Here is a 16,987-nt window from a genome sequence, read left to right as displayed (position 1 = left end):
TTCGGGCATCGAAGCGCCCGGATAGCCTGGGCCCGGCAATGACCGGCTCCTGGCCGGAGGCTGAAATCGCGGTGACAAGAGTCCGGTCTCCTGGCGGAGGTGGAAAACGCTCACAAAAAGGTTAGCGATACCGGCCCTCCCCCGCCGTCGACACTCGGCCCTCACTCATGCCGCAACGCGACGATCGGGTCGAGCCGCGCCGCCCGCCGCGCCGGCATCAAGCCGAACAGAACGCCGATGATGGCCGAGAACCAAAACGCCAAAAGGTTGATTCCCGGATTGAACACGAAAGGCACGTGCATCAGCGATGACAGACCAAGGCAGGCCACGAAGGCCAGCACGATGCCGACCAATCCGCCCAAGCAAGAGAGCGCCACCGCCTCGATCAGAAATTGCAGCAGCACTTCGCGTTCCAAGGCGCCGATGGCGAGGCGGATGCCGATTTCGCGCGTCCTTTCGGTCACCGAAACCAGCATGATGTTCATGATGCCGATACCGCCCACCAGGAGGCTCACCGCGGCCACCGCACCGAGCAGAGCGGTCATCGTGCCGACGGTGCCGGAGAGCGTCTCCGCGATCTGCTTGGTATCCATGATGTTGAAGTTGTCATTCTCGTTTTCTGCCAGCTTGCGGCGTTCGCGCAGCAGCGAGTGGATTTGCGACATGGCGGCCTGGGTACTGGTACCGTCTTTCAGCGAAATCATGATGGTGGAAATCTCCAGGCTCCCCGTCAGCCGACGCTGCACGGTATTGATCGGCATGAGCACCGTGTCGTCCTGGTCCGAGCCCATCGCGCCCTGCCCTTTGGCGGCGAGGAGGCCGATCACCTGGCAGGCGAAGGTCTTGACGCGGATTTCGTCGCCCAAAGGATTGCGGCTGCCGAACAACTCCTTCCTGATGGTGGCGCCGATGATGCAAACGGCCTTGCCGGCGCGTTCCTCGTCGTCCAGAAACGCCCGGCCGGCGGCCAGCTTCCAGTTGCCGGCGAGGAGATAGGCGTTGGTGGTGCCGTTGACCGTGGTCGACCAGTTGTTGTTGCCGGCAACCAGCGTCACCGGACTGCCGACCACCGACACCGCTTCCCGTAAACCGCCGATCTGTGTCCGGATCGCCTCGACATCGGCCTTCTTGAAGTTCGGAGCCCCCACGCTCGCGCTCCCCGGTCCCAGCCGCTGGCCCGGAAGCACCATCACCAGATTGCTGCCGAGGCTGGAAATCTGGTCGGAAACCATCTGCGTCGCACCCTGGCCCAGCGTCACCATGGTCACCACCGCGGCAACTCCGATGACGATGCCGAGTGTCGTGAGGAAGGACCGCATCAGATTGCGGCGAATCGCGCGCAGTGCGAGCAGCAGGGTGTTCAGGAACATGCGGCATTTCCTTTGATTTCGTCCTTGGCCACCCGACCATCGACGAAATGAACGGTGCGCCGGGCATAAGCCGCCATGTCCGGCTCATGGGTGACCATGAGGATGGTGATGCCCTGGTCCCGGTTCAGCGCCACCAGCAGTTCCATGATTTCGTGGCTGCGCTGGGTATCCAAGTTGCCGGTCGGCTCGTCGGCTAGCAGCATCGCCGGGTGGGTCACGATGGCGCGGGCAATAGCGACGCGTTGTTGCTGCCCGCCGGAAAGCTCGGCCGGAGTATGCGATTCCCAGCCCGCCAAGCCTACGCGGGCGAGCGCCTCCCGCGCCGCCGCGTGCCGGGCAGCGGCCTGCTCGCCGCGATAAAGCAGTGGCAACTCGACGTTTTCCAGCGCCGAGGTGCGGGGCAGGAGGTTGAAGCCCTGAAAGACGAACCCTAAGCAGTGCTGGCGCAACAGCGCTTGCTGGTTGCGGTCGAGCCGCTCAACGTGGATGCCGCGAAACAGGTACTCGCCTGTGCTGGGCGTATCCAGGCAGCCGAGAATGTTCATCGCCGTCGACTTGCCGGAGCCGCTCGGCCCCATCACGGCAACGAACTCGCCGGCGGCGACGCGGAGGTCAATGCCGCGCAGGGCCTGGAAGGCAGCTTGCCCCTCGCCATAAGTCTTGGTGACGCCGCGCAGTTCGATCTCGTACATAACTATTCCTCCGTTTACACAAAAGACCGCGCCATAAATTTTGGTGATGCTTCGTAGCTTGATGAGCAGCGAAGCCTCCGCCGGACTCATGGCTTTGCCTCCTGGTACTCGGTAATCACAGCCATGCCCGGCTTTATGTCGCCGCCCACGATTTCGGTCCATCGGCCGTCGCTGACGCCGGTCTTGACCGGGACGGCTTTGGGCTGTTGGTTGTCGAGCACCCAGACCTGCGGGGCACCGGATTTGGTCGTGCCGTTCCGCTTTTTCGGCTCGGCCGGGGGACGCGGCAGAAGACGGTTGACGATTCCACCGGTCCGTTTCGGCTCGCTGGCCTCCGGCGGCGTGAAGCGCAAGGCGGCATTCGGCACCAGCAGCACGTTTTCGCGCCTGGCGGTGACGATGGACGCCGTTGCGGTCATGCCCGGTCGCAGGGCCAGATCGTTGTTACGGACCTCGAGCACGGTCTTGTAGGTCACTACGTTGTCGGTGATCGTCGACCCGAGACCGACACGCTGTATGCTGGCCGGAAAGTTGCGTCCCGGCCACGCGGAAACAGTGAAGGTGGCGGGCTGTCCGACCTTCACGTTGCCGACATCGGCCTCGTCCACCTTAACCTGCAATTCCATTTGGGTGAGGTCTTCCGCCAGCGTGAACAGCACCGGGATGGTCATGGCGGAAACCACGGTCTGACCGGGCTCGATCTTCCGCGCCAGGACCACACCATCGACCGGAGATCGAATGGTTCCTTTTGCCAGGTTGGTTTCGTCGGTCTTCACGGCCGCTTGCGCCTGGACCACGGCGGCCCTGGCATTGGCTTCGTTGGCGATGGCCCGTTGCAGGGTGGCTTCGGCCGTCTCCAGTTCGGTCTTCGCCGGCACCTTGCCGCCGGAAGTCTCCGCCACGTGACGCATCCGCGACAGCGCCGCCCTAGCCTCGGCCAACGTGGCCCGGCTCTGGGCCACCGAGGCTTCCGCCGCCGTCAGCGAGGCCTTCGAGCGGATGACGGAGTCGCTCAGCTTTGCGAGATCGAGCCGGGCCAGCAATTGGCCTTTCCTCACCCTGTCATTTTCCTGGACCAGTACCTCCGCCATGGTGCCGGACATCTCGCTGCCGACATCTACCGAGGTCGTTGGTTCGAGGGTGCCGCTGGCCGAGACGGTGACTACCAGGTCGGCGATCGCCGCCTCTTCGGTGAGATACCGGCCGCCGGCTTCGGATCCGCCGGGTATGAGCAGCCGGGCGAGCAGCAGCAAAGCCACAGCAACAACGGCCAGCCGCCACCAGTGTCTGCTCCGGCGTTTGGGAGCGGCGTCGAGGATGGTTTGCAGGGCGTCCGGCGAATTTTGCGGGTGGTGTGTCATGAGGGTGTCCGATGCTCTGTATTGGAAGAGACGGAGGTGCCGGCGGTTTCCTCCCAGCCGCCGCCCAGCGCTTTGTAAAGCGAGATCAGGCTGGTCCGCAGTTCCGCTTCGGCGAGCGCTAGATTGTCCTCGGCGGTCAGCCGGGTGCGCTCGGTGATCAACACGTCCTCGAAGTCGGCGAGTCCGGCCTCATAGCGCTGGCGCGACAGCTGCGCGGCGTTCTGCGCGGCTCCGGCCGCTATGCGCCGGGCATCGACTCGTTCATGGCCGGCGGCGTAGGATTTCAGTGCATTCTCAACCTCTTCCAGGGCGGTCAACACGCTGTTTCTGTAGGAAATGAGCGCCTGTTCCTGGACTGCGCTCTGGATGTCCACTGCCGTGCGCAGGCGGCCGGCGTCGAAGAGGGTCGTCGCCAGGCTGGCGCCCACCGTCTGAATCGCAGCGGTAATCCCGGACGATGCGAAGGTATACCAGTTGAGGGAAGCGCTCAGATTCAGGCTGGGGAAACGCTTTGCCAGCTTCTGTCCAACCCGAGCGGTCTCGGCGGCCAGCGTGCGTTCGGCGGCGATCACGTCGGGGCGCTGGCGCAATACGTCGGCGGGAATGCCCGTGGCGAGGGTGGCGGGCAAGGCCGGCAAATCTCTGGGCTCGGCCAATTCGTAGTGCAGATCGCCCGGATTGCGGCCCAGCAAGACTGCCAGCCTGTTTTCCGCGGTTCGCTGGCCGACCTCCAGGTCGGGAATGCCGGCGCGGGTCTGCTCACGGTTGGTTCGGGCCTGCTCGACATCGCTTGCCGTCGTCAAGCCGGCCTGGTAGCGCCATTCGGTGATTTGCAGGGTATCGCTTTGGGTCGCCAGGTTGTCCCGGGCGATGGTCAGCCGGCGCTGATAGGATCGGACCTCGACATAGTTCCGCGCCACCTCGGCGGCCAAACTGACCCGGGTGTTGTTCAAGCGCGCCTCAGTCGCGTCCTGATCGGCGGTCGCGGCTTCAATGCCGCGCCGGTTACCGCCGAAAAGGTCGACTTCCCAACCCGCGTCGAACCCGGCGTTATATTCAGTGCCGGCGACCGTCGAGCCGATGCCTCCGGACCCGATGCCGGCCCCTAGGTCGGTGCTGGAGGATTGGTTTCCGGTACCCCATCCACCGATCTCACGCTGGGTAATGTCGCCGGTAGCCTTCAACGTGGGATATAGATTGGCTTCGGCCTGTTCCCGGCTGAAGCGGGCCTGCCGAAGGCGGGCCTCCGCAAGGCGGAGATCGAGGTTGCCTGCCAAAGCTGCGTCGATCAGCTTGTCCAGTTGCGAATCGCCCAATTGCCGCCACCAATGGACGATCCGGGAGCCGGCTACTGAGGCGTTTGGGCTTGCTGCCGCATCGTCCGACCAGTGGGATGGCGGGGTTGACCTGCTCCCCGATTTAGTCCGAAACGGACATAGAGTCTGCGGTTAAAAATGTGTCTGCAAACTGATCTGGCGTCAGGTAAGCCAACGAACTGTGGGGGCGTTGCTCATTGTATTCCCGACGCCACTCCTCAATGACTTGGCGAGCATGGCACATCGAGACGAACCAATGCTCGTTCAGGCATTCATCCCGGAATTTGCCGTTGAAGCTTTCGATGTAGGCGTTCTGCTGTGGCTTACCTGGCTGGATGAAGCTCAAGCACAGTCCTTGGCTATCGGCCCATTCATCCAAAGCCTTGCCGGCAAACTCGGGGCCGTTGTCGACGGTGACTGATTTGGGCAATCCGCGGATCTCTGCCAGCCGTTGCAGCACACCGACTACACGTCTGCCAGGCAGCGAAGTATCGACTTCGATGGCCAAGCACTGCTTCGTGAAGTCATCGACGATATTCAGGCACCGCAGCCGCCGACCATCGGCCAAACCGTCCGAAACATAGTCCATAGACCAACTCTCGTTAGGCGCCGATGGCGCGACCTTGATTTGGCGCTCCACGCCGGCAATGCGCTTCCGCTTTCGTTTGCGGACCATCAGGCCGGCCTCGTGATACACGCGATAGGTGCGCTTTCGGTTGATTTCCCAACCCTCTCGGCAAAGTAGCACGTGCAGCCGGCGATACCCATAGCGCCGCTTCTGCGCTGCCAATTCGCACAGTCGTTCCTTGAGCTCCTGGTCTGCTGGCCGCTTAGCTTCGTAGCGATACAGCGACCGAGAAATACCGATCAGCCCACAAGCCCGCGTGACGCCCATCTGGTGCTTTGTCATCAGATGGGAGACCGCCACCCTCTTGGCTTGTGGGCTTACCACTTTCGGCCTACAACCTCTTTCAACGCAGCATTGTCCAGCATCGCCTCCGCCAGCAGGCGCTTGAGCCGGGCATTCTCGGTCTCCAGTGCCTTGAGCCGCTGCGCATCCGACACTGTCAGGCCGCCGTATTTCGCTTTCCAGTTGTAGTACGTCGCCTCGCTGAGCCCGTGCTTGCGGCACAGCTCCGCTACTTTTAGGCCGGCTTCGGCTTCCTTCAGGATGCCAATGATCTGTTCTTCGGTGAAACGCTTCTTCATGCTGCCTCCTATCGAGGCAGACTCTACATCACGACCGGACTAATCTCGGGGAGCAGGTCAGGGTGAGCGCCGGCTTTTGATAATCCGGCCCGACCATGGGGAACAGCCCTGCACAGCCGGCCAGCAGGGTCATGCTCAATGCGAGCGGTACAAAACGCATCGGGGACGTCGTCTTGGGTATGGGGCCATGTCGATTCATGGCTCCATTGTGGGAGAACCCCGTGTGAAACAGGGTTAGGGAGGGGTAAATCTTTGTAAAGATGCCGCACGGTTTTGAACTTACGAGCGCTTCTTTTCAGGGGGTTGCGATAGGTCTCTTGGGAGGTTCTTCGGCAAGACCAGATTGACTCGGAGACCGCCGGAAGGCCGGTTCCTGGCGTTGATCGAACCGCCGTGGGCCGCCACGGCCCGGTGCGCAATGGCTAACCCCAATCCGTAACCCGAAGGGTCGTCGGCACCCCGAAAAAACGGTTCGAAGATGGACCCCAGCTGAGCTTCTGGCACGCCGGGCCCTTGGTCCGTGACCGCTAGCCCTAAGTGGCGTTCGTCCGCGGCAGGCGCGAGTTCAACCGTTACAGTGCTGCCCGGTGGCGTGTGCTTGATGGCATTGCGAACGATGTTTTCGATGGCCCGGAGGATCAGTTCGGCATGGCCACGGACGGGCATTTCCGACGCGTCCAACCCTGCGCATTGGACCGCGACGCCCTTGGCGGCCGCCTCGAAACGGGCATCCGTCAGGATGGCGTCGAGCAGTTCGCCGAGATCGAAGTCCCGAGGCCTCGCGCCGAGGACTCCGGCCTCCAGCCGGGACAGGGTCAACACCTCACCCACCAGATCGTCCAAACGTCCCGCCTCGCGCTCGATGCGGTCGAAGCTGGCGTTCGTCTCCTCGGGTTGCTGCCGGGCCAGGCCGATGGCTGCGTGCAAACGGGCCAGAGGCGAGCGCAATTCGTGGGAAACGTCGTGAAGAAGTCGCCGTTGCGCATCCACCAGGGTACCGATCCGATCGGCCATGTCATCGAAAGCCCGGCCGAGATCGGCCAGTTCGTCCCGCCGCCGTCCCATGGCCGGACCCACTCGCGTGGCCAATTGGCCTTCCGCCAGGGCGCCAAATGCCGATCGAAGATGGCGGATAGGCTTGGACAGATACCAGGCGAGCCCGGCGCTGAACATCACACTGGTGAGAAAACCCGCCACGATGGGCACGAGCGGACCTCCCGGGGGCCCTTTATGAGCAGCCTGGGACGGGATCGCGTCCGCGCCGACCGCCGTCCCTGGAATGTCCGGCGATTGCCAGCGGACTCCGGCCCACATGCCGAGGCCGGCAGTGAGCTGCGCCAGCCAGAGTGCGAAGAAGAATTTCCAGAACAGCCGTCCCATCGGCTTACTCCCGGACCAAGAGATAACCCCGGCCCCGCACCGTCTGAATCCAGGACTCGCCGTCCGGCCTGGGGGCCAGCTTCTGGCGGATGCTGCTCAGATGCACATCGATGCTGCGGTCGAAGCGGGCTAATGGCCGCCCCAAACCGTTCTGGGACAATTCGGCCTTGTCGACCACCCGGCCGGCATGGCGGGCCAAGACTTCCAGCAGGTTGAATTCGGTACTGGTCAGGTCCAAAGGTTGTCCCTCCCAGAGCGCGGCGCGCTTGCGTGGGTGCAGGGTCAGCGGACCAACCTCCAGCGTGGCCGGAACCTCGGTGATACCTTGAGTACGACGCAGAATGGCACGGATGCGGGCGGTCAGCTCCCTCGGGGTGCAGGGTTTGGGCACGTAGTCGTCGGCGCCGAGTTCGAGGCCGAAAATGCGGTCGAGATCATCGCCCTTGGCCGTCAGCATCAGCACCGGCAGTCGACTTTCCAAGCGTATGCGGGTCAGCGCCTCAATGCCGCCCATACCCGGCATCATCACATCGAGTACGACGATATCGTGGCGACCGGACAGGGCCTCGGCCACGCCACTTTCACCGTTGGGCACCGCCAGCACTTGGAAGCCTTCCCTCCGCAGATACTCCGCCAGCATTCCGGCGAGTTCCACGTCGTCGTCCACCAGCAGCACGTTCATCGTTCGGAACTCCTCATCATTGTGGCCCGATGATAACCAAGCCACGCCAGAGAAATAGATGGCCCTGGTAATTTTTACCCACCTTTACATTCCGCCTGGCTCGTCGCTGAAGTCACATTTCCCTAGCTGGAGACCGCTTTCGACGGACAACGCCGGATGTGAGAGCTTCCAGAGCGCAGCTGGGTACCCTAAGTAGAAGTTACGGGCGAGAAACTCGCGTCCAAATTTCCAGCTTGAGGTCTACCTTTTTGAACGGAGCTGACGCGCCAACATCCTCAGTGAACCTGGCACTAGTCGGACGTTCTATGAGAAAAGCCGCAAATCATACAAGCCTGGAGTCGAATTTTTCCGGCGGAACGGAACAGGGGCGTCGTCGAACTCGGCGATGCCTTTCAAAATCCGCTATTTGAGTTCGGCCTATGAGGTGACGCGGATGAGGGCAATCCAGGGTAAGGTCTTGCGAAATAATATACCCACTGGTTGCAGACGCCATTACCGCCCGGCTGACTGCAGTATAATGTACGCCGATTATATCGACGATAGCTATCGTTGAGTGATCGCCGGAAATGTGCGCTAAAATTTTGCCCGCGCGAGGATCATCAGTAAATTTTCGCGACTCGGACAGATACATATCCTCGCGCGGATTGCCGCACGCGAGATGATACAGACAGCTGACAGCTCGATGTGTAATAGTCTTGCCAGGGAGACAGAATTTGTGGGGGCGTCCTGCTTTTAAATACCTGCCCCCCCCGCAACGATAGACACGCAGCGGCAGAAGCTATTTTAAGGAGATGTCAATAACGCCGGATCGGTTACCACGATCCATTATTGACGCGTAGCCGGCGCATAGCCATGACGAGTTGCTGGTGGTCAGGAAAATCGGCTGTATCCGGATGGAGGACCGAATATACGGGCATTTTCTTTTCTTGTCCTTTGAACTTAAAGTCCCCGACATTTTCAAAAAACCAGTTTTTCCTGGCAGCCAGTTTGACCGGCGCGGTGAGCGCTATCATCCGTCTGAGCTCCCGTGTCAGGCTTTCCAGCCGCGCTGCGATATTGACGGCGTCCCCGAGCACGGTGTAGTCTAATTTTATCGACGATCCAATATTGCCTTGAATTACCATTCCCATCGACAGTCCAAAACCGCAATATAGAAAGCGGCTCAAGCGGCATCTCCCCGCAGATTCCCGGATGACGCGCAGCTTCCGCGCGAGATTGAGGCAGGTACCGATGGCGTTGTCCCCTTGATCCGGAGTGAAGTGCGCCATCACGCAATCGCCTATGTATTTGGTAACTTCACCACCTTGATCGACGATCTCCTGCGAACACACTTCGAGAAACTCATTCACGACTTCGGCGACTTCCTCAACTGGAAAATTTTCCGAGAGATAGGAAAAACCAACCATATCTCCGAATAGAACAATTTTCTCGGTTTTGCGGATAGGAATATCGAGTGGATTAACACCCTCGGTGATGAATTTGATAATCGACGGTTGGGTATACCTTTCGATGATGCGATGGGACTGGGTAATATTCTCGAGCATGATTCTGATGGGGTCAAGAATGGCATTATTCATCTCGTCGAGATCGATAATACGCATTGACCATTCCGGAAACATTCGGCTTTCTAAATTTTCCTCAACCTTGAGGATCAGAAAATGGTTGTGCCTAGGGTCCTGCTGGATACGTTTGAGAAGCTGCTCGACAGCGGATTCCCCTCCCTCCAGGAATTGGAAAAAATATCTGTGAGCTGAAATCAACAGCCCCGTAATTCCAAGTTCCGCGTTATTCCGCCGCGATATTTCCGAAATATCCTCAAGATCGTGCTCCGTCAGTGTGTCGGCTTTGGAGCTGACATAGATGACTCTTTTCATGAGAGTTACGGCTAGGGAATTTTGATAAGGCCCATCGGTTGACGCCGGCCGTAACTTATAGGCGCAGCGTCTTGCCTGGATTTTGATTCAAGGGGATTGTATTCCACTGACGGCGCCGGGTGAATCTGCGGGACGTGAAAACTCCCCGGCCTGCCAGGTGAAGTCAAGGGTCGCGGTGCAGCAGAGGGCCTGGGCGAAGTCGTTTCGCGCGGCCCCCCATGCAGCAGTTGCCGTTTCGTTGAGTCGTCACAGGAAAGATGCGCTAAGGAAGCTCTGAACAGACCCAATTTGGCCTGGAAATGTCGGGAATGCGGCTCAGTGAATACGTTTCCGCGCTTCATGAGTTGGAGACCGATTACGCGAAAGAGGTCTTCGGTCGCGTCGATGCGGGGAAACTGCGGTCGTCGCTGACCCTCTTCGAGGCCGTAGCGATGGAAAAGGCACCGCTCGTGCCGGTGCTGGAGAAGTTTTTCGACGGGAAACGGGACGGCAGAGGCCAGGCCAATCCTCGCGCAGATGACATCGAGGAAGGGAGATGGGTTGCGGAGGCCGCAGCGAGCGTTGAAGGCCTAGCCCGCCGCCTCCACGGCAAATGTCCCTGGCAGCCCATCTTTCGATGCGCTGCCAGGGGTATTCCGGAAAAGAACCAGGATCAGAGGTGATAGGCGGTTTCGCCGTGTTCCCGGACGTCCAGTCCCTCGCGCTCGGTCTCCTCGGAAACCCGGAGGCCGACCAGCAGGTCGACGATCTTGTAGGAGACCAGAGACACCACGCCGCTCAACACGATGGTGAGGCCCACGCCCCAAGCCTGGCTGATGACCTGGGTCACCATATCGTATTCGGCAACGGCATTGGCGACGTAATCATAGACGCCGGCGCCGCCGAGGGCGGGCGAGGCGAAGATGCCGGTACCCAGCGCGCCGATGATGCCGCCGACGCCGTGGACGCCGAACACGTCCAGCGAATCGTCATAGCCCAGCGCGTTCTTGAGGCTGGTCACGGACCAGAAGCACACCGCCCCTGCCAGCAGACCCAGCACGATCGAACCCATTGGACCGACGAAACCGCAGGCCGGAGTAATGGCGACCAAGCCGGCGACCGCGCCGGAAGCGCCGCCCAGCATGCTCGGCTTGCCGCGTGCGATCCATTCCACGGCCGACCAAGCTAGGGTGGCGGCGGCGGTGGCCAGCATGGTGTTGACGAAGGCCAAGGCGGCGGTGCCGGTGGCTTCGAGGTTGGAACCGGCGTTGAAACCGAACCAGCCGACCCACAGGAGCGATGCGCCGATCATGGTCATGGGAACGCTGTGCGGCGCCATCGCTTCCTTCTTGAAGCCGATGCGCTTACCCACCAACAGGCAGCCCACCAGGCCGGCAATGCCCGCATTGATGTGGACCACGGTGCCGCCGGCGAAGTCGAGCGCGCCTTTCTGGAACAGGAAGCCCGCGGTCGCCGCCGCCTTTTCGCCCGCCGCGGCATCGGTGTAGGCGTCGGGCCCGGCCCAGTACCACACCATGTGGGCGATCGGCAGATAGGAGAAGGTGAACCACAGCACCATGAACAGCAGCACCGCGCTGAACTTCATACGCTCGGCGAAGGCGCCGACGATCAGGGCCGGCGTGATGCAGGCGAAGGTCAGCTGGAACGCGACATAGATGAGCTCGGGGATCACCACGCCCTTGCTGAAGGTCGCCGCGACCGAATTGGGCGTCACGCCCGCCAGGAAAGCCTTGTCCAGGCCGCCGAAGAAAGCGCTGCCTTCGGTAAACGCGATGCTGTAGCCGTAGACGGCCCAGAGCACCGCCATCAAAGAGAAGATCACGAAGACCTGCATCAGCACGGAGAGCATGTTCTTGGCGCGGACCATGCCGCCGTAGAACAGCGCGAGGCCGGGAATCACCATCATGGTCACCAGCACCGTGGCGACGATCATCCAGGCCGTATCGCCCTTGTCCGGCGTCGGCGCGGCAGGGGCAACGGCTTGCTGGACGGCCTCGACGACGGTTTCGACGATCTCGCCAACGCCTTCGGCCATCGCCGTGGTTCCGAAACCGAGGCACGCCAAGCCGGCCAGGGAAGTCAGGATTTTTTTCATTTGAGGGGTCTCCTATCGTCCGCTATTGTGGTTACAGGGCATCCGGACCGGTCTCTCCGGTGCGAATCCGGACGACTTGTTCGAGATCGGCCACGAAAATCTTGCCGTCGCCGATCTTGCCGGTATTGGCCGTTTTGGTGATCGCGTCGATGACGGCCTCAAGCTGGTCGTCGGTGATCGCCACTTCGAGTTTCACCTTGGGCAGAAAGTCCACGACGTACTCCGCGCCACGGTATAATTCGGTGTGCCCTTTCTGTCTTCCGAATCCCTTGACTTCGGTGACCGTGATGCCGGTGATGCCGACCTCGGACAGGGCCTCCCTGACGTCGTCAAGCTTGAATGGCTTGAGTATAGCGGTAACGAATTTCATGCAGGTCTCCTTGGTTGAAGTATTACACGGTCGGCCTCACGCCTCTTTAGCCGGGCGGGCCGGGCGCGATCCGATGGCTCCACTGGATGAAAAGCATGAGCCATGCCACAGGGAATAAAGAGCATCCGAGAGCCGATATATCGTCAAGCACCAGACAAATTGCACCTTTGTTGTCAAACAACGGCAACATTACGCACCAATTTAAGGCGCGCTGGCGCACATCCAGCCATTACCCATTCCGAACCTCCAGGCGGACCGTCATGATTGACAAGACCACTCTCGACGAACTTTCCAGACGCCTCGCTGACGCCGTGCCCACTGGGCTTCTCGGCGTCCGCGACGAACTGGAAAAAAATTTCCAGGCCGTGCTGCAAAGCGCGCTCAGCCGCCTCAACCTGGTGAGCCGGGAAGAATTCGATGTACAGCGCGCCGTGCTGGAACGGGCCCGCACCCGCCTGGAACAACTCGAGGCCCGCATCGCCGAACTGGAAAAACAACTGCCTCCGGCCTGATTCCGGCCATGGCGCTCGCCATCGTCCACAGCCGGGCCCGCCAGGGCATCGAGGCGCCGGAAGTCACCGTGGAAGTCCACATCGCCCCGGGCCTACCCAACCTCACCATCGTGGGGCTGCCGGAAACCGCCGTGCGCGAGAGCAAGGACCGGGTGCGCGGCGCGCTGATCACCACCGGCTTCGAATTTCCCGCCCAGCGCATCACGGTCAATCTGGCTCCGGCCGATCTGCCCAAGGAAGGCGGCCGTTTCGACCTACCCATCGCCCTCGGCATCCTGGCCGCGTCCAAGCAGCTCCGCGCCGATCGGCTGGCGGATATGGAATGTGTCGGCGAACTGGCCCTGACCGGCGAGCTGCGCCCGGTGCCCGGCGCCCTGCCGGTCGCCCTCCAATCGCGCCGCGCCGAGCGGAACCTGATCGTCCCCTGGGACAACGCCGGCGAAGCGGCCCTGGTCTCCGGCGCCTGCGTGCTCCCGGCCCGCCATCTGCTCGACGTGTGCGCCCATCTGGACGGCAGCCGCCCTCTCGCCGCCGCCGAATCGCGCACCGTAGCGGTTCCGGCCAGCGAGGAATTTCCCGATCTCGCCGAAGTCCGCGGCCAGTTCCAGGCCAAGCGCGCCCTGGAAATCGCGGCCGCCGGCCGCCACAACCTGCTGATGCTGGGCCCGCCCGGCACCGGCAAATCCATGCTGGCCTCGCGCATGCCCGGCATCCTGCCCGACCTGACCGAGACGGAAGCGCTGGAAACCGCGGCGGTCGCCTCGGTCAGCGGCATGTCCTTCGACCCGGCGGCCTGGCGCCGCCCGCCGTACCGTGCGCCCCATCACACCGCCTCCGCCCCGGCGCTGGTCGGCGGAGGAAGCGCGCCCAAGCCCGGTGAGATTTCGCTGGCCCACAACGGCGTGCTGTTCCTGGACGAGCTGCCGGAATTCGACCGGCGCGTCCTGGAAGTCCTGCGCGAGCCCTTGGAAAGCGGCGGCATCACCATCTCCCGCGCCGCCCAACGGCTGGACTTCCCGGCCCGGTTCCAGCTCATCGCCGCGATGAATCCCTGCCCCTGCGGTTATCTGGGCGATGCCTCCGGACGATGCCATTGTTCGACGGAACAAGTCTCGCGCTACCGGATGCGCATCTCCGGCCCCCTGCTGGATCGGATCGACATGCACATCGACGTGCCGCGGCAGGATCCTGCCGCTCTGCTGGACGCCGCCCCCACAAGCGAAGAATCCAGCGCCGCGGTCCGGACCCGCGTGATCGCCGCCCGCGAAAAGGCGCTTCACCGCAGCGGCCAGCCCAACGCCCTGCTCACGCCGCGCCAGATCGAGCGCCACTGCATTGCCGACGGCGCGGGACGCACCTTGCTGGAACAGGCCATGGCGCGGCTGAACCTGTCGCACCGCGCCTATCACCGTATCCTCAAGCTCGCCCGCACCATCGCCGATCTCGCCGGCAGCGAGGCGATCACCTCCGCCCACATCGGCGAAGCCATCAGCTACCGGCGTCTCGACCGGGCTCCCGCCGCCCGATGAACGGCCTCAATCCCCAGCAACGTGCGGCGGTCACCACGCTGGACTGCCCCCTGCTCGTGATCGCCGGCGCCGGCAGCGGCAAGACCCGCGTCATCACCGAGAAGATCGCCTACCTGATCCGCCAGGGTACGCCGGCCCGCCACATCGTCGCCGTCACCTTCACCAACAAGGCCGCGCGCGAAATGAAGAGCCGGGTCGGCAAGCTGGCCGACGACAAGTCACTGCGGGGGCTCACGGTCTCCACCTTCCACGCCCTCGGGCTGGAAATCGTCCGGCGCGAACACAAGGCGCTGGAACTCAAGGCGGCCATCTCGATCTTCGATGAACAGGACCGGCAGGCTTTGCTGCGGGAACTGGTCCGCCACGGCGACCACCGCTTCGACCCGGAAGAAGTCGATGCCTACGCCTCCCGCATCTCGCGCTGGAAGAACCGCTTCGTCACGCCCGACCGCGCCGGCCTGGTCGCCGAGCCCGGCGCGGCCGAGACCGCCGAGCTGTACGAAGCCTACATGCGCCACATGAAGGCCTATAACGCGGTCGACTTCGACGACCTGATCCTGCTGCCGGTGATGCTGTTCCAGCAGCACCCGGAGGTACTGGACAAATGGCGCAACCAGGTCCGCTACCTGCTGGTCGACGAATACCAGGACACCAACCAGACCCAGTACGAACTCATCAAGCTGCTCACCGGAACCTTAGGCAAGTTCACCGTGGTCGGCGACGACGACCAGTCCATCTACGCCTGGCGCGGCGCCCAGCCGGAAAACCTGGCCCAGCTCCGCAACGACTTTCCCCGGCTCAAGGTCATCAAACTGGAGCAGAACTACCGCTCCATGGGCCGCATCCTCAAGGCCGCCAACCAGCTCATCGGTAACAACCCCCACATCTTCGAAAAGAAGCTGTGGAGCGCGATGGGCCATGGCGACCCGATCCGGGTGCTCAAGCACCGCGACGAAATCGCCGAGGCGCGCCAGATCGCGGCCGACATCGTGCACCACAAGTTCCGCCACAACACCCAGTTCGCCGACTACGCCATCCTCTACCGAGGCAACCACCAGTCGCGCCTGTTCGAGCGGACCTTGCGCGAATTCAGCGTCCCGTATCACATCAGCGGCGGCATGTCCTTCTTCGGGTACACGGAGGTCAAGGACGTCATGGCCTACCTGCGCCTGCTGGTGAATCCGGACGACGATGCAGCCTTCCTGCGCATCGTCAACGTCCCGCGCCGCGAGATCGGCCCCACCACGCTGGAAAAGCTCGGCCAGTACGCCAACCGCCGCCACATCAGCCTGTATGCCGCCTGCTTCGAACTGGGCCTCGAGCAATCCCTACCCGCCAACGCCGTCCAGCGCCTGCGCCGCTTCGGCGAGCACATCGCCGATACCGCCGACCGCACCGCCCGCGGCGACACCTTCAAGGTCGTCGATGACTTCATCGGTGCGATCGGCTACGAAAGCTGGGTGCGGGAAAACAGCAACGACGCCAAATCCGCCGAACGCAAATTCGGCAACGTGCGCGAACTGCTCGACTGGCTCCAGCGCATCGCCGAGAAGGACGGCGAAAACCGCAGCCTCGCCGAAACCGTGGCCAAGGCCATGCTGCTCGACGTGCTGGACCGCAACCAGGAAGATGACGCCGGCGACCGGGTCAGCCTCATGACCCTGCACGCCGCCAAGGGCCTGGAATTTCCCCACGTCTACCTGGTCGGCATGGAGGAAAACCTCCTCCCCCACCAGACCAGCATCGACGAAGACAACATCGAAGAAGAGCGGCGCCTCGCCTACGTCGGCATCACCCGCGCCCGCCGCGACCTCACCCTGAGCTACTGCGCCCACCGGAAACGCTACGGCGAAATGATCGGCTGCGAGCCCAGCCGCTTCCTCGCCGAGCTGCCCCAGGACGACCTGGAATGGCCCGACCGCCAGCCGCTAGACCCCGAAACCAAGCGCGAACGCGGCCGCGCATCGCTCGCGCAAATGCGGAGTTTGTTAAGCGACTGATGAATTTGTATAATACGCCGCTCAGCGCGCCCGTAGCTCAGGTGGATAGAGTGTTGGCCTCCGAAGCCAAAGGTCGGACGTTCGAGTCGTCTCGGGCGCGCCATTTGAAGACTGAACGAATGCCCTACCAGGGGACATTCGCAGCAAAAGCGGTAAATCTCGGGGCGTAGCGCAGCCTGGTAGCGCACCTGTATGGGGTGCAGGTGGTCGGAGGTTCGAATCCTCTCGCCCCGACCAAATTAAATCAAAGAGTTATGAATGAAGGCCGGCGTAATAAACCGGCCTTCATTTGTTTCGGGATAACTTTCGGGATAACAAATTTATCCGATGGGAGTTGCTTAGTACTTCGTCGAAGCAGACAGGCTTTGGATAGCCCCCGCGTGATACGGAAATACTCAGACCGGGCCTTGCTGGAAGGTATGGTGGCGTGCACCGCCGTGGCTTCCGCCCTCAAATCCGAGCTGCGCCACTTCTTTGCTTCGGAGTTCAACCCTCGTCATTGGGATCATGGGCAAGACGATGATCTGAAGGGGTACTACATCCAGACCAAAGATCGGGTTTTGAAGCGTCCGTGGTTCGCCGAAGACCGATGACTGC

Annotated in this window: 15 protein-coding genes and 2 tRNA genes; 7 read left to right on the top strand and 10 right to left on the bottom strand. The window is 62.1% G+C overall.

Annotation, left to right across the window (positions count from 1 at the left end; genetic code table 11):
- Positions 1-161: 161 nt before the first annotated feature.
- The 8 genes from OOT43_RS20040 to OOT43_RS20005 form a co-directional block, all read right to left on the bottom strand.
- Entirely contained in the window at positions 162-1,370 is a 1,209-nt protein-coding gene (locus tag OOT43_RS20040; protein WP_266022477.1) for an ABC transporter permease, read from the bottom strand.
- Positions 1,361-2,062, bottom strand: coding sequence for an ABC transporter ATP-binding protein (locus tag OOT43_RS20035; RefSeq protein ID WP_266022476.1), 702 nt, complete (start codon positions 2,060-2,062; stop codon positions 1,361-1,363). Before OOT43_RS20035 ends, OOT43_RS20040 begins: the two co-directional genes overlap by 10 nt.
- A gap of 86 nt (positions 2,063-2,148) precedes the next feature.
- Positions 2,149-3,423: an efflux RND transporter periplasmic adaptor subunit gene (locus OOT43_RS20030; protein WP_266022475.1), complete on the bottom strand. Its 1,275-nt coding sequence runs from the start codon at positions 3,421-3,423 to the stop codon at positions 2,149-2,151.
- The gene (locus OOT43_RS20025) at positions 3,420-4,760 is read right to left on the bottom strand and encodes an efflux transporter outer membrane subunit (RefSeq protein ID WP_266024962.1); all 1,341 of its coding nucleotides are present in this window, start codon (positions 4,758-4,760) and stop codon (positions 3,420-3,422) included. The genes OOT43_RS20030 and OOT43_RS20025 overlap by 4 nt, the downstream gene beginning before the upstream one ends.
- A gap of 82 nt (positions 4,761-4,842) precedes the next feature.
- A protein-coding gene (locus OOT43_RS20020; RefSeq protein ID WP_394358012.1) for an IS3 family transposase occupies positions 4,843-5,948 on the bottom strand; the annotation gives its coding sequence in 2 pieces (ribosomal slippage) (positions 4,843-5,690 and positions 5,690-5,948; 1,107 coding nt in all).
- Between the two features lie 279 nt (positions 5,949-6,227).
- A complete protein-coding gene (locus OOT43_RS20015; protein ID WP_266022474.1) occupies positions 6,228-7,328 on the bottom strand; it encodes a HAMP domain-containing sensor histidine kinase in 1,101 nt (366 codons plus the stop codon).
- Between the two features lie 4 nt (positions 7,329-7,332).
- Positions 7,333-8,010 (bottom strand): response regulator transcription factor, encoded by a 678-nt coding sequence (locus OOT43_RS20010; RefSeq protein WP_266022473.1) that lies wholly within the window; start codon positions 8,008-8,010, stop codon positions 7,333-7,335.
- Between the two features lie 812 nt (positions 8,011-8,822).
- Positions 8,823-9,884: a BLUF domain-containing protein gene (locus tag OOT43_RS20005; protein ID WP_266022472.1), complete on the bottom strand. Its 1,062-nt coding sequence runs from the start codon at positions 9,882-9,884 to the stop codon at positions 8,823-8,825.
- A 308-nt stretch (positions 9,885-10,192) separates the two neighbouring features.
- Here OOT43_RS20005 and OOT43_RS20000 point away from each other — a divergent pair, with 308 nt between their 5' ends.
- Complete coding sequence (locus OOT43_RS20000) at positions 10,193-10,546, top strand: DUF1810 family protein (protein WP_266022471.1); 354 nt, start codon at positions 10,193-10,195, stop codon at positions 10,544-10,546.
- On the opposite strand, the gene OOT43_RS19995 is transcribed toward OOT43_RS20000, so the two are convergent.
- A complete protein-coding gene (locus OOT43_RS19995; RefSeq protein ID WP_317134025.1) occupies positions 10,537-11,979 on the bottom strand; it encodes an ammonium transporter in 1,443 nt (480 codons plus the stop codon). The two genes, OOT43_RS20000 and OOT43_RS19995, sit on opposite strands and share 10 nt — an antisense overlap.
- Positions 11,980-12,010: 31 nt before the next feature.
- Positions 12,011-12,349, bottom strand: coding sequence for a P-II family nitrogen regulator (gene glnK, locus OOT43_RS19990; protein ID WP_010961376.1), 339 nt, complete (start codon positions 12,347-12,349; stop codon positions 12,011-12,013).
- A 260-nt stretch (positions 12,350-12,609) separates the two neighbouring features.
- On the opposite strand from glnK, the gene OOT43_RS19985 reads away from it, so the two are divergent.
- The 6 genes from OOT43_RS19985 (at position 12,610) to OOT43_RS19960 (ending at position 16,983) form a co-directional block, all read left to right on the top strand.
- Positions 12,610-12,861, top strand: coding sequence for an accessory factor UbiK family protein (locus OOT43_RS19985; protein ID WP_266022468.1), 252 nt, complete (start codon positions 12,610-12,612; stop codon positions 12,859-12,861).
- An 8-nt stretch (positions 12,862-12,869) separates the two neighbouring features.
- Positions 12,870-14,390: a YifB family Mg chelatase-like AAA ATPase gene (locus tag OOT43_RS19980; protein WP_266022467.1), complete on the top strand. Its 1,521-nt coding sequence runs from the start codon at positions 12,870-12,872 to the stop codon at positions 14,388-14,390.
- The gene (gene rep, locus OOT43_RS19975) at positions 14,387-16,390 is read left to right on the top strand and encodes a DNA helicase Rep (RefSeq protein WP_266022466.1); all 2,004 of its coding nucleotides are present in this window, start codon (positions 14,387-14,389) and stop codon (positions 16,388-16,390) included. The genes OOT43_RS19980 and rep overlap by 4 nt, the downstream gene beginning before the upstream one ends.
- Before the next feature lie 26 nt (positions 16,391-16,416).
- Positions 16,417-16,493, top strand: a tRNA-Arg gene (locus tag OOT43_RS19970).
- Positions 16,494-16,550: 57 nt separating this feature from the next.
- Positions 16,551-16,627, top strand: a tRNA-Pro gene (locus tag OOT43_RS19965).
- 143 nt (positions 16,628-16,770) lie between these two features.
- A complete protein-coding gene (locus OOT43_RS19960) occupies positions 16,771-16,983 on the top strand; it encodes a hypothetical protein (protein WP_266022465.1) in 213 nt (70 codons plus the stop codon).
- Positions 16,984-16,987 lie beyond the last annotated feature (4 nt).

The sequence above is a fragment of the Methylococcus mesophilus genome (assembly GCF_026247885.1).
Classification (GTDB): domain Bacteria; phylum Pseudomonadota; class Gammaproteobacteria; order Methylococcales; family Methylococcaceae; genus Methylococcus; species Methylococcus mesophilus.
The sequence above is the reverse complement of the archived record's forward strand: the minus strand, read 5'-3'. Positions and strand labels throughout refer to the sequence as shown.

Bases quoted from the DNA above. Each gene is read 5' to 3' on its own strand.
- OOT43_RS20005 (WP_266022472.1), bottom strand. From the start codon at position 9,884: ATGAAAAGAGTCATCTATGTCAGCTCCAAAGCCGACACACTGACGGAG.
- OOT43_RS19980 (WP_266022467.1), top strand. From the start codon at position 12,870: ATGGCGCTCGCCATCGTCCACAGCCGGGCCCGCCAGGGCATCGAGGCG.
- OOT43_RS19995 (WP_317134025.1), bottom strand. From the start codon at position 11,979: ATGAAAAAAATCCTGACTTCCCTGGCCGGCTTGGCGTGCCTCGGTTTC.
- glnK (WP_010961376.1), bottom strand. From the start codon at position 12,349: ATGAAATTCGTTACCGCTATACTCAAGCCATTCAAGCTTGACGACGTC.
- OOT43_RS20000 (WP_266022471.1), top strand. From the start codon at position 10,193: ATGCGGCTCAGTGAATACGTTTCCGCGCTTCATGAGTTGGAGACCGAT.
- OOT43_RS20015 (WP_266022474.1), bottom strand. From the start codon at position 7,328: ATGGGACGGCTGTTCTGGAAATTCTTCTTCGCACTCTGGCTGGCGCAG.
- OOT43_RS19985 (WP_266022468.1), top strand. From the start codon at position 12,610: ATGATTGACAAGACCACTCTCGACGAACTTTCCAGACGCCTCGCTGAC.
- OOT43_RS20040 (WP_266022477.1), bottom strand. From the start codon at position 1,370: ATGTTCCTGAACACCCTGCTGCTCGCACTGCGCGCGATTCGCCGCAAT.
- rep (WP_266022466.1), top strand. From the start codon at position 14,387: ATGAACGGCCTCAATCCCCAGCAACGTGCGGCGGTCACCACGCTGGAC.
- OOT43_RS20010 (WP_266022473.1), bottom strand. From the start codon at position 8,010: ATGAACGTGCTGCTGGTGGACGACGACGTGGAACTCGCCGGAATGCTG.
- OOT43_RS20035 (WP_266022476.1), bottom strand. From the start codon at position 2,062: ATGTACGAGATCGAACTGCGCGGCGTCACCAAGACTTATGGCGAGGGG.
- OOT43_RS20030 (WP_266022475.1), bottom strand. From the start codon at position 3,423: ATGACACACCACCCGCAAAATTCGCCGGACGCCCTGCAAACCATCCTC.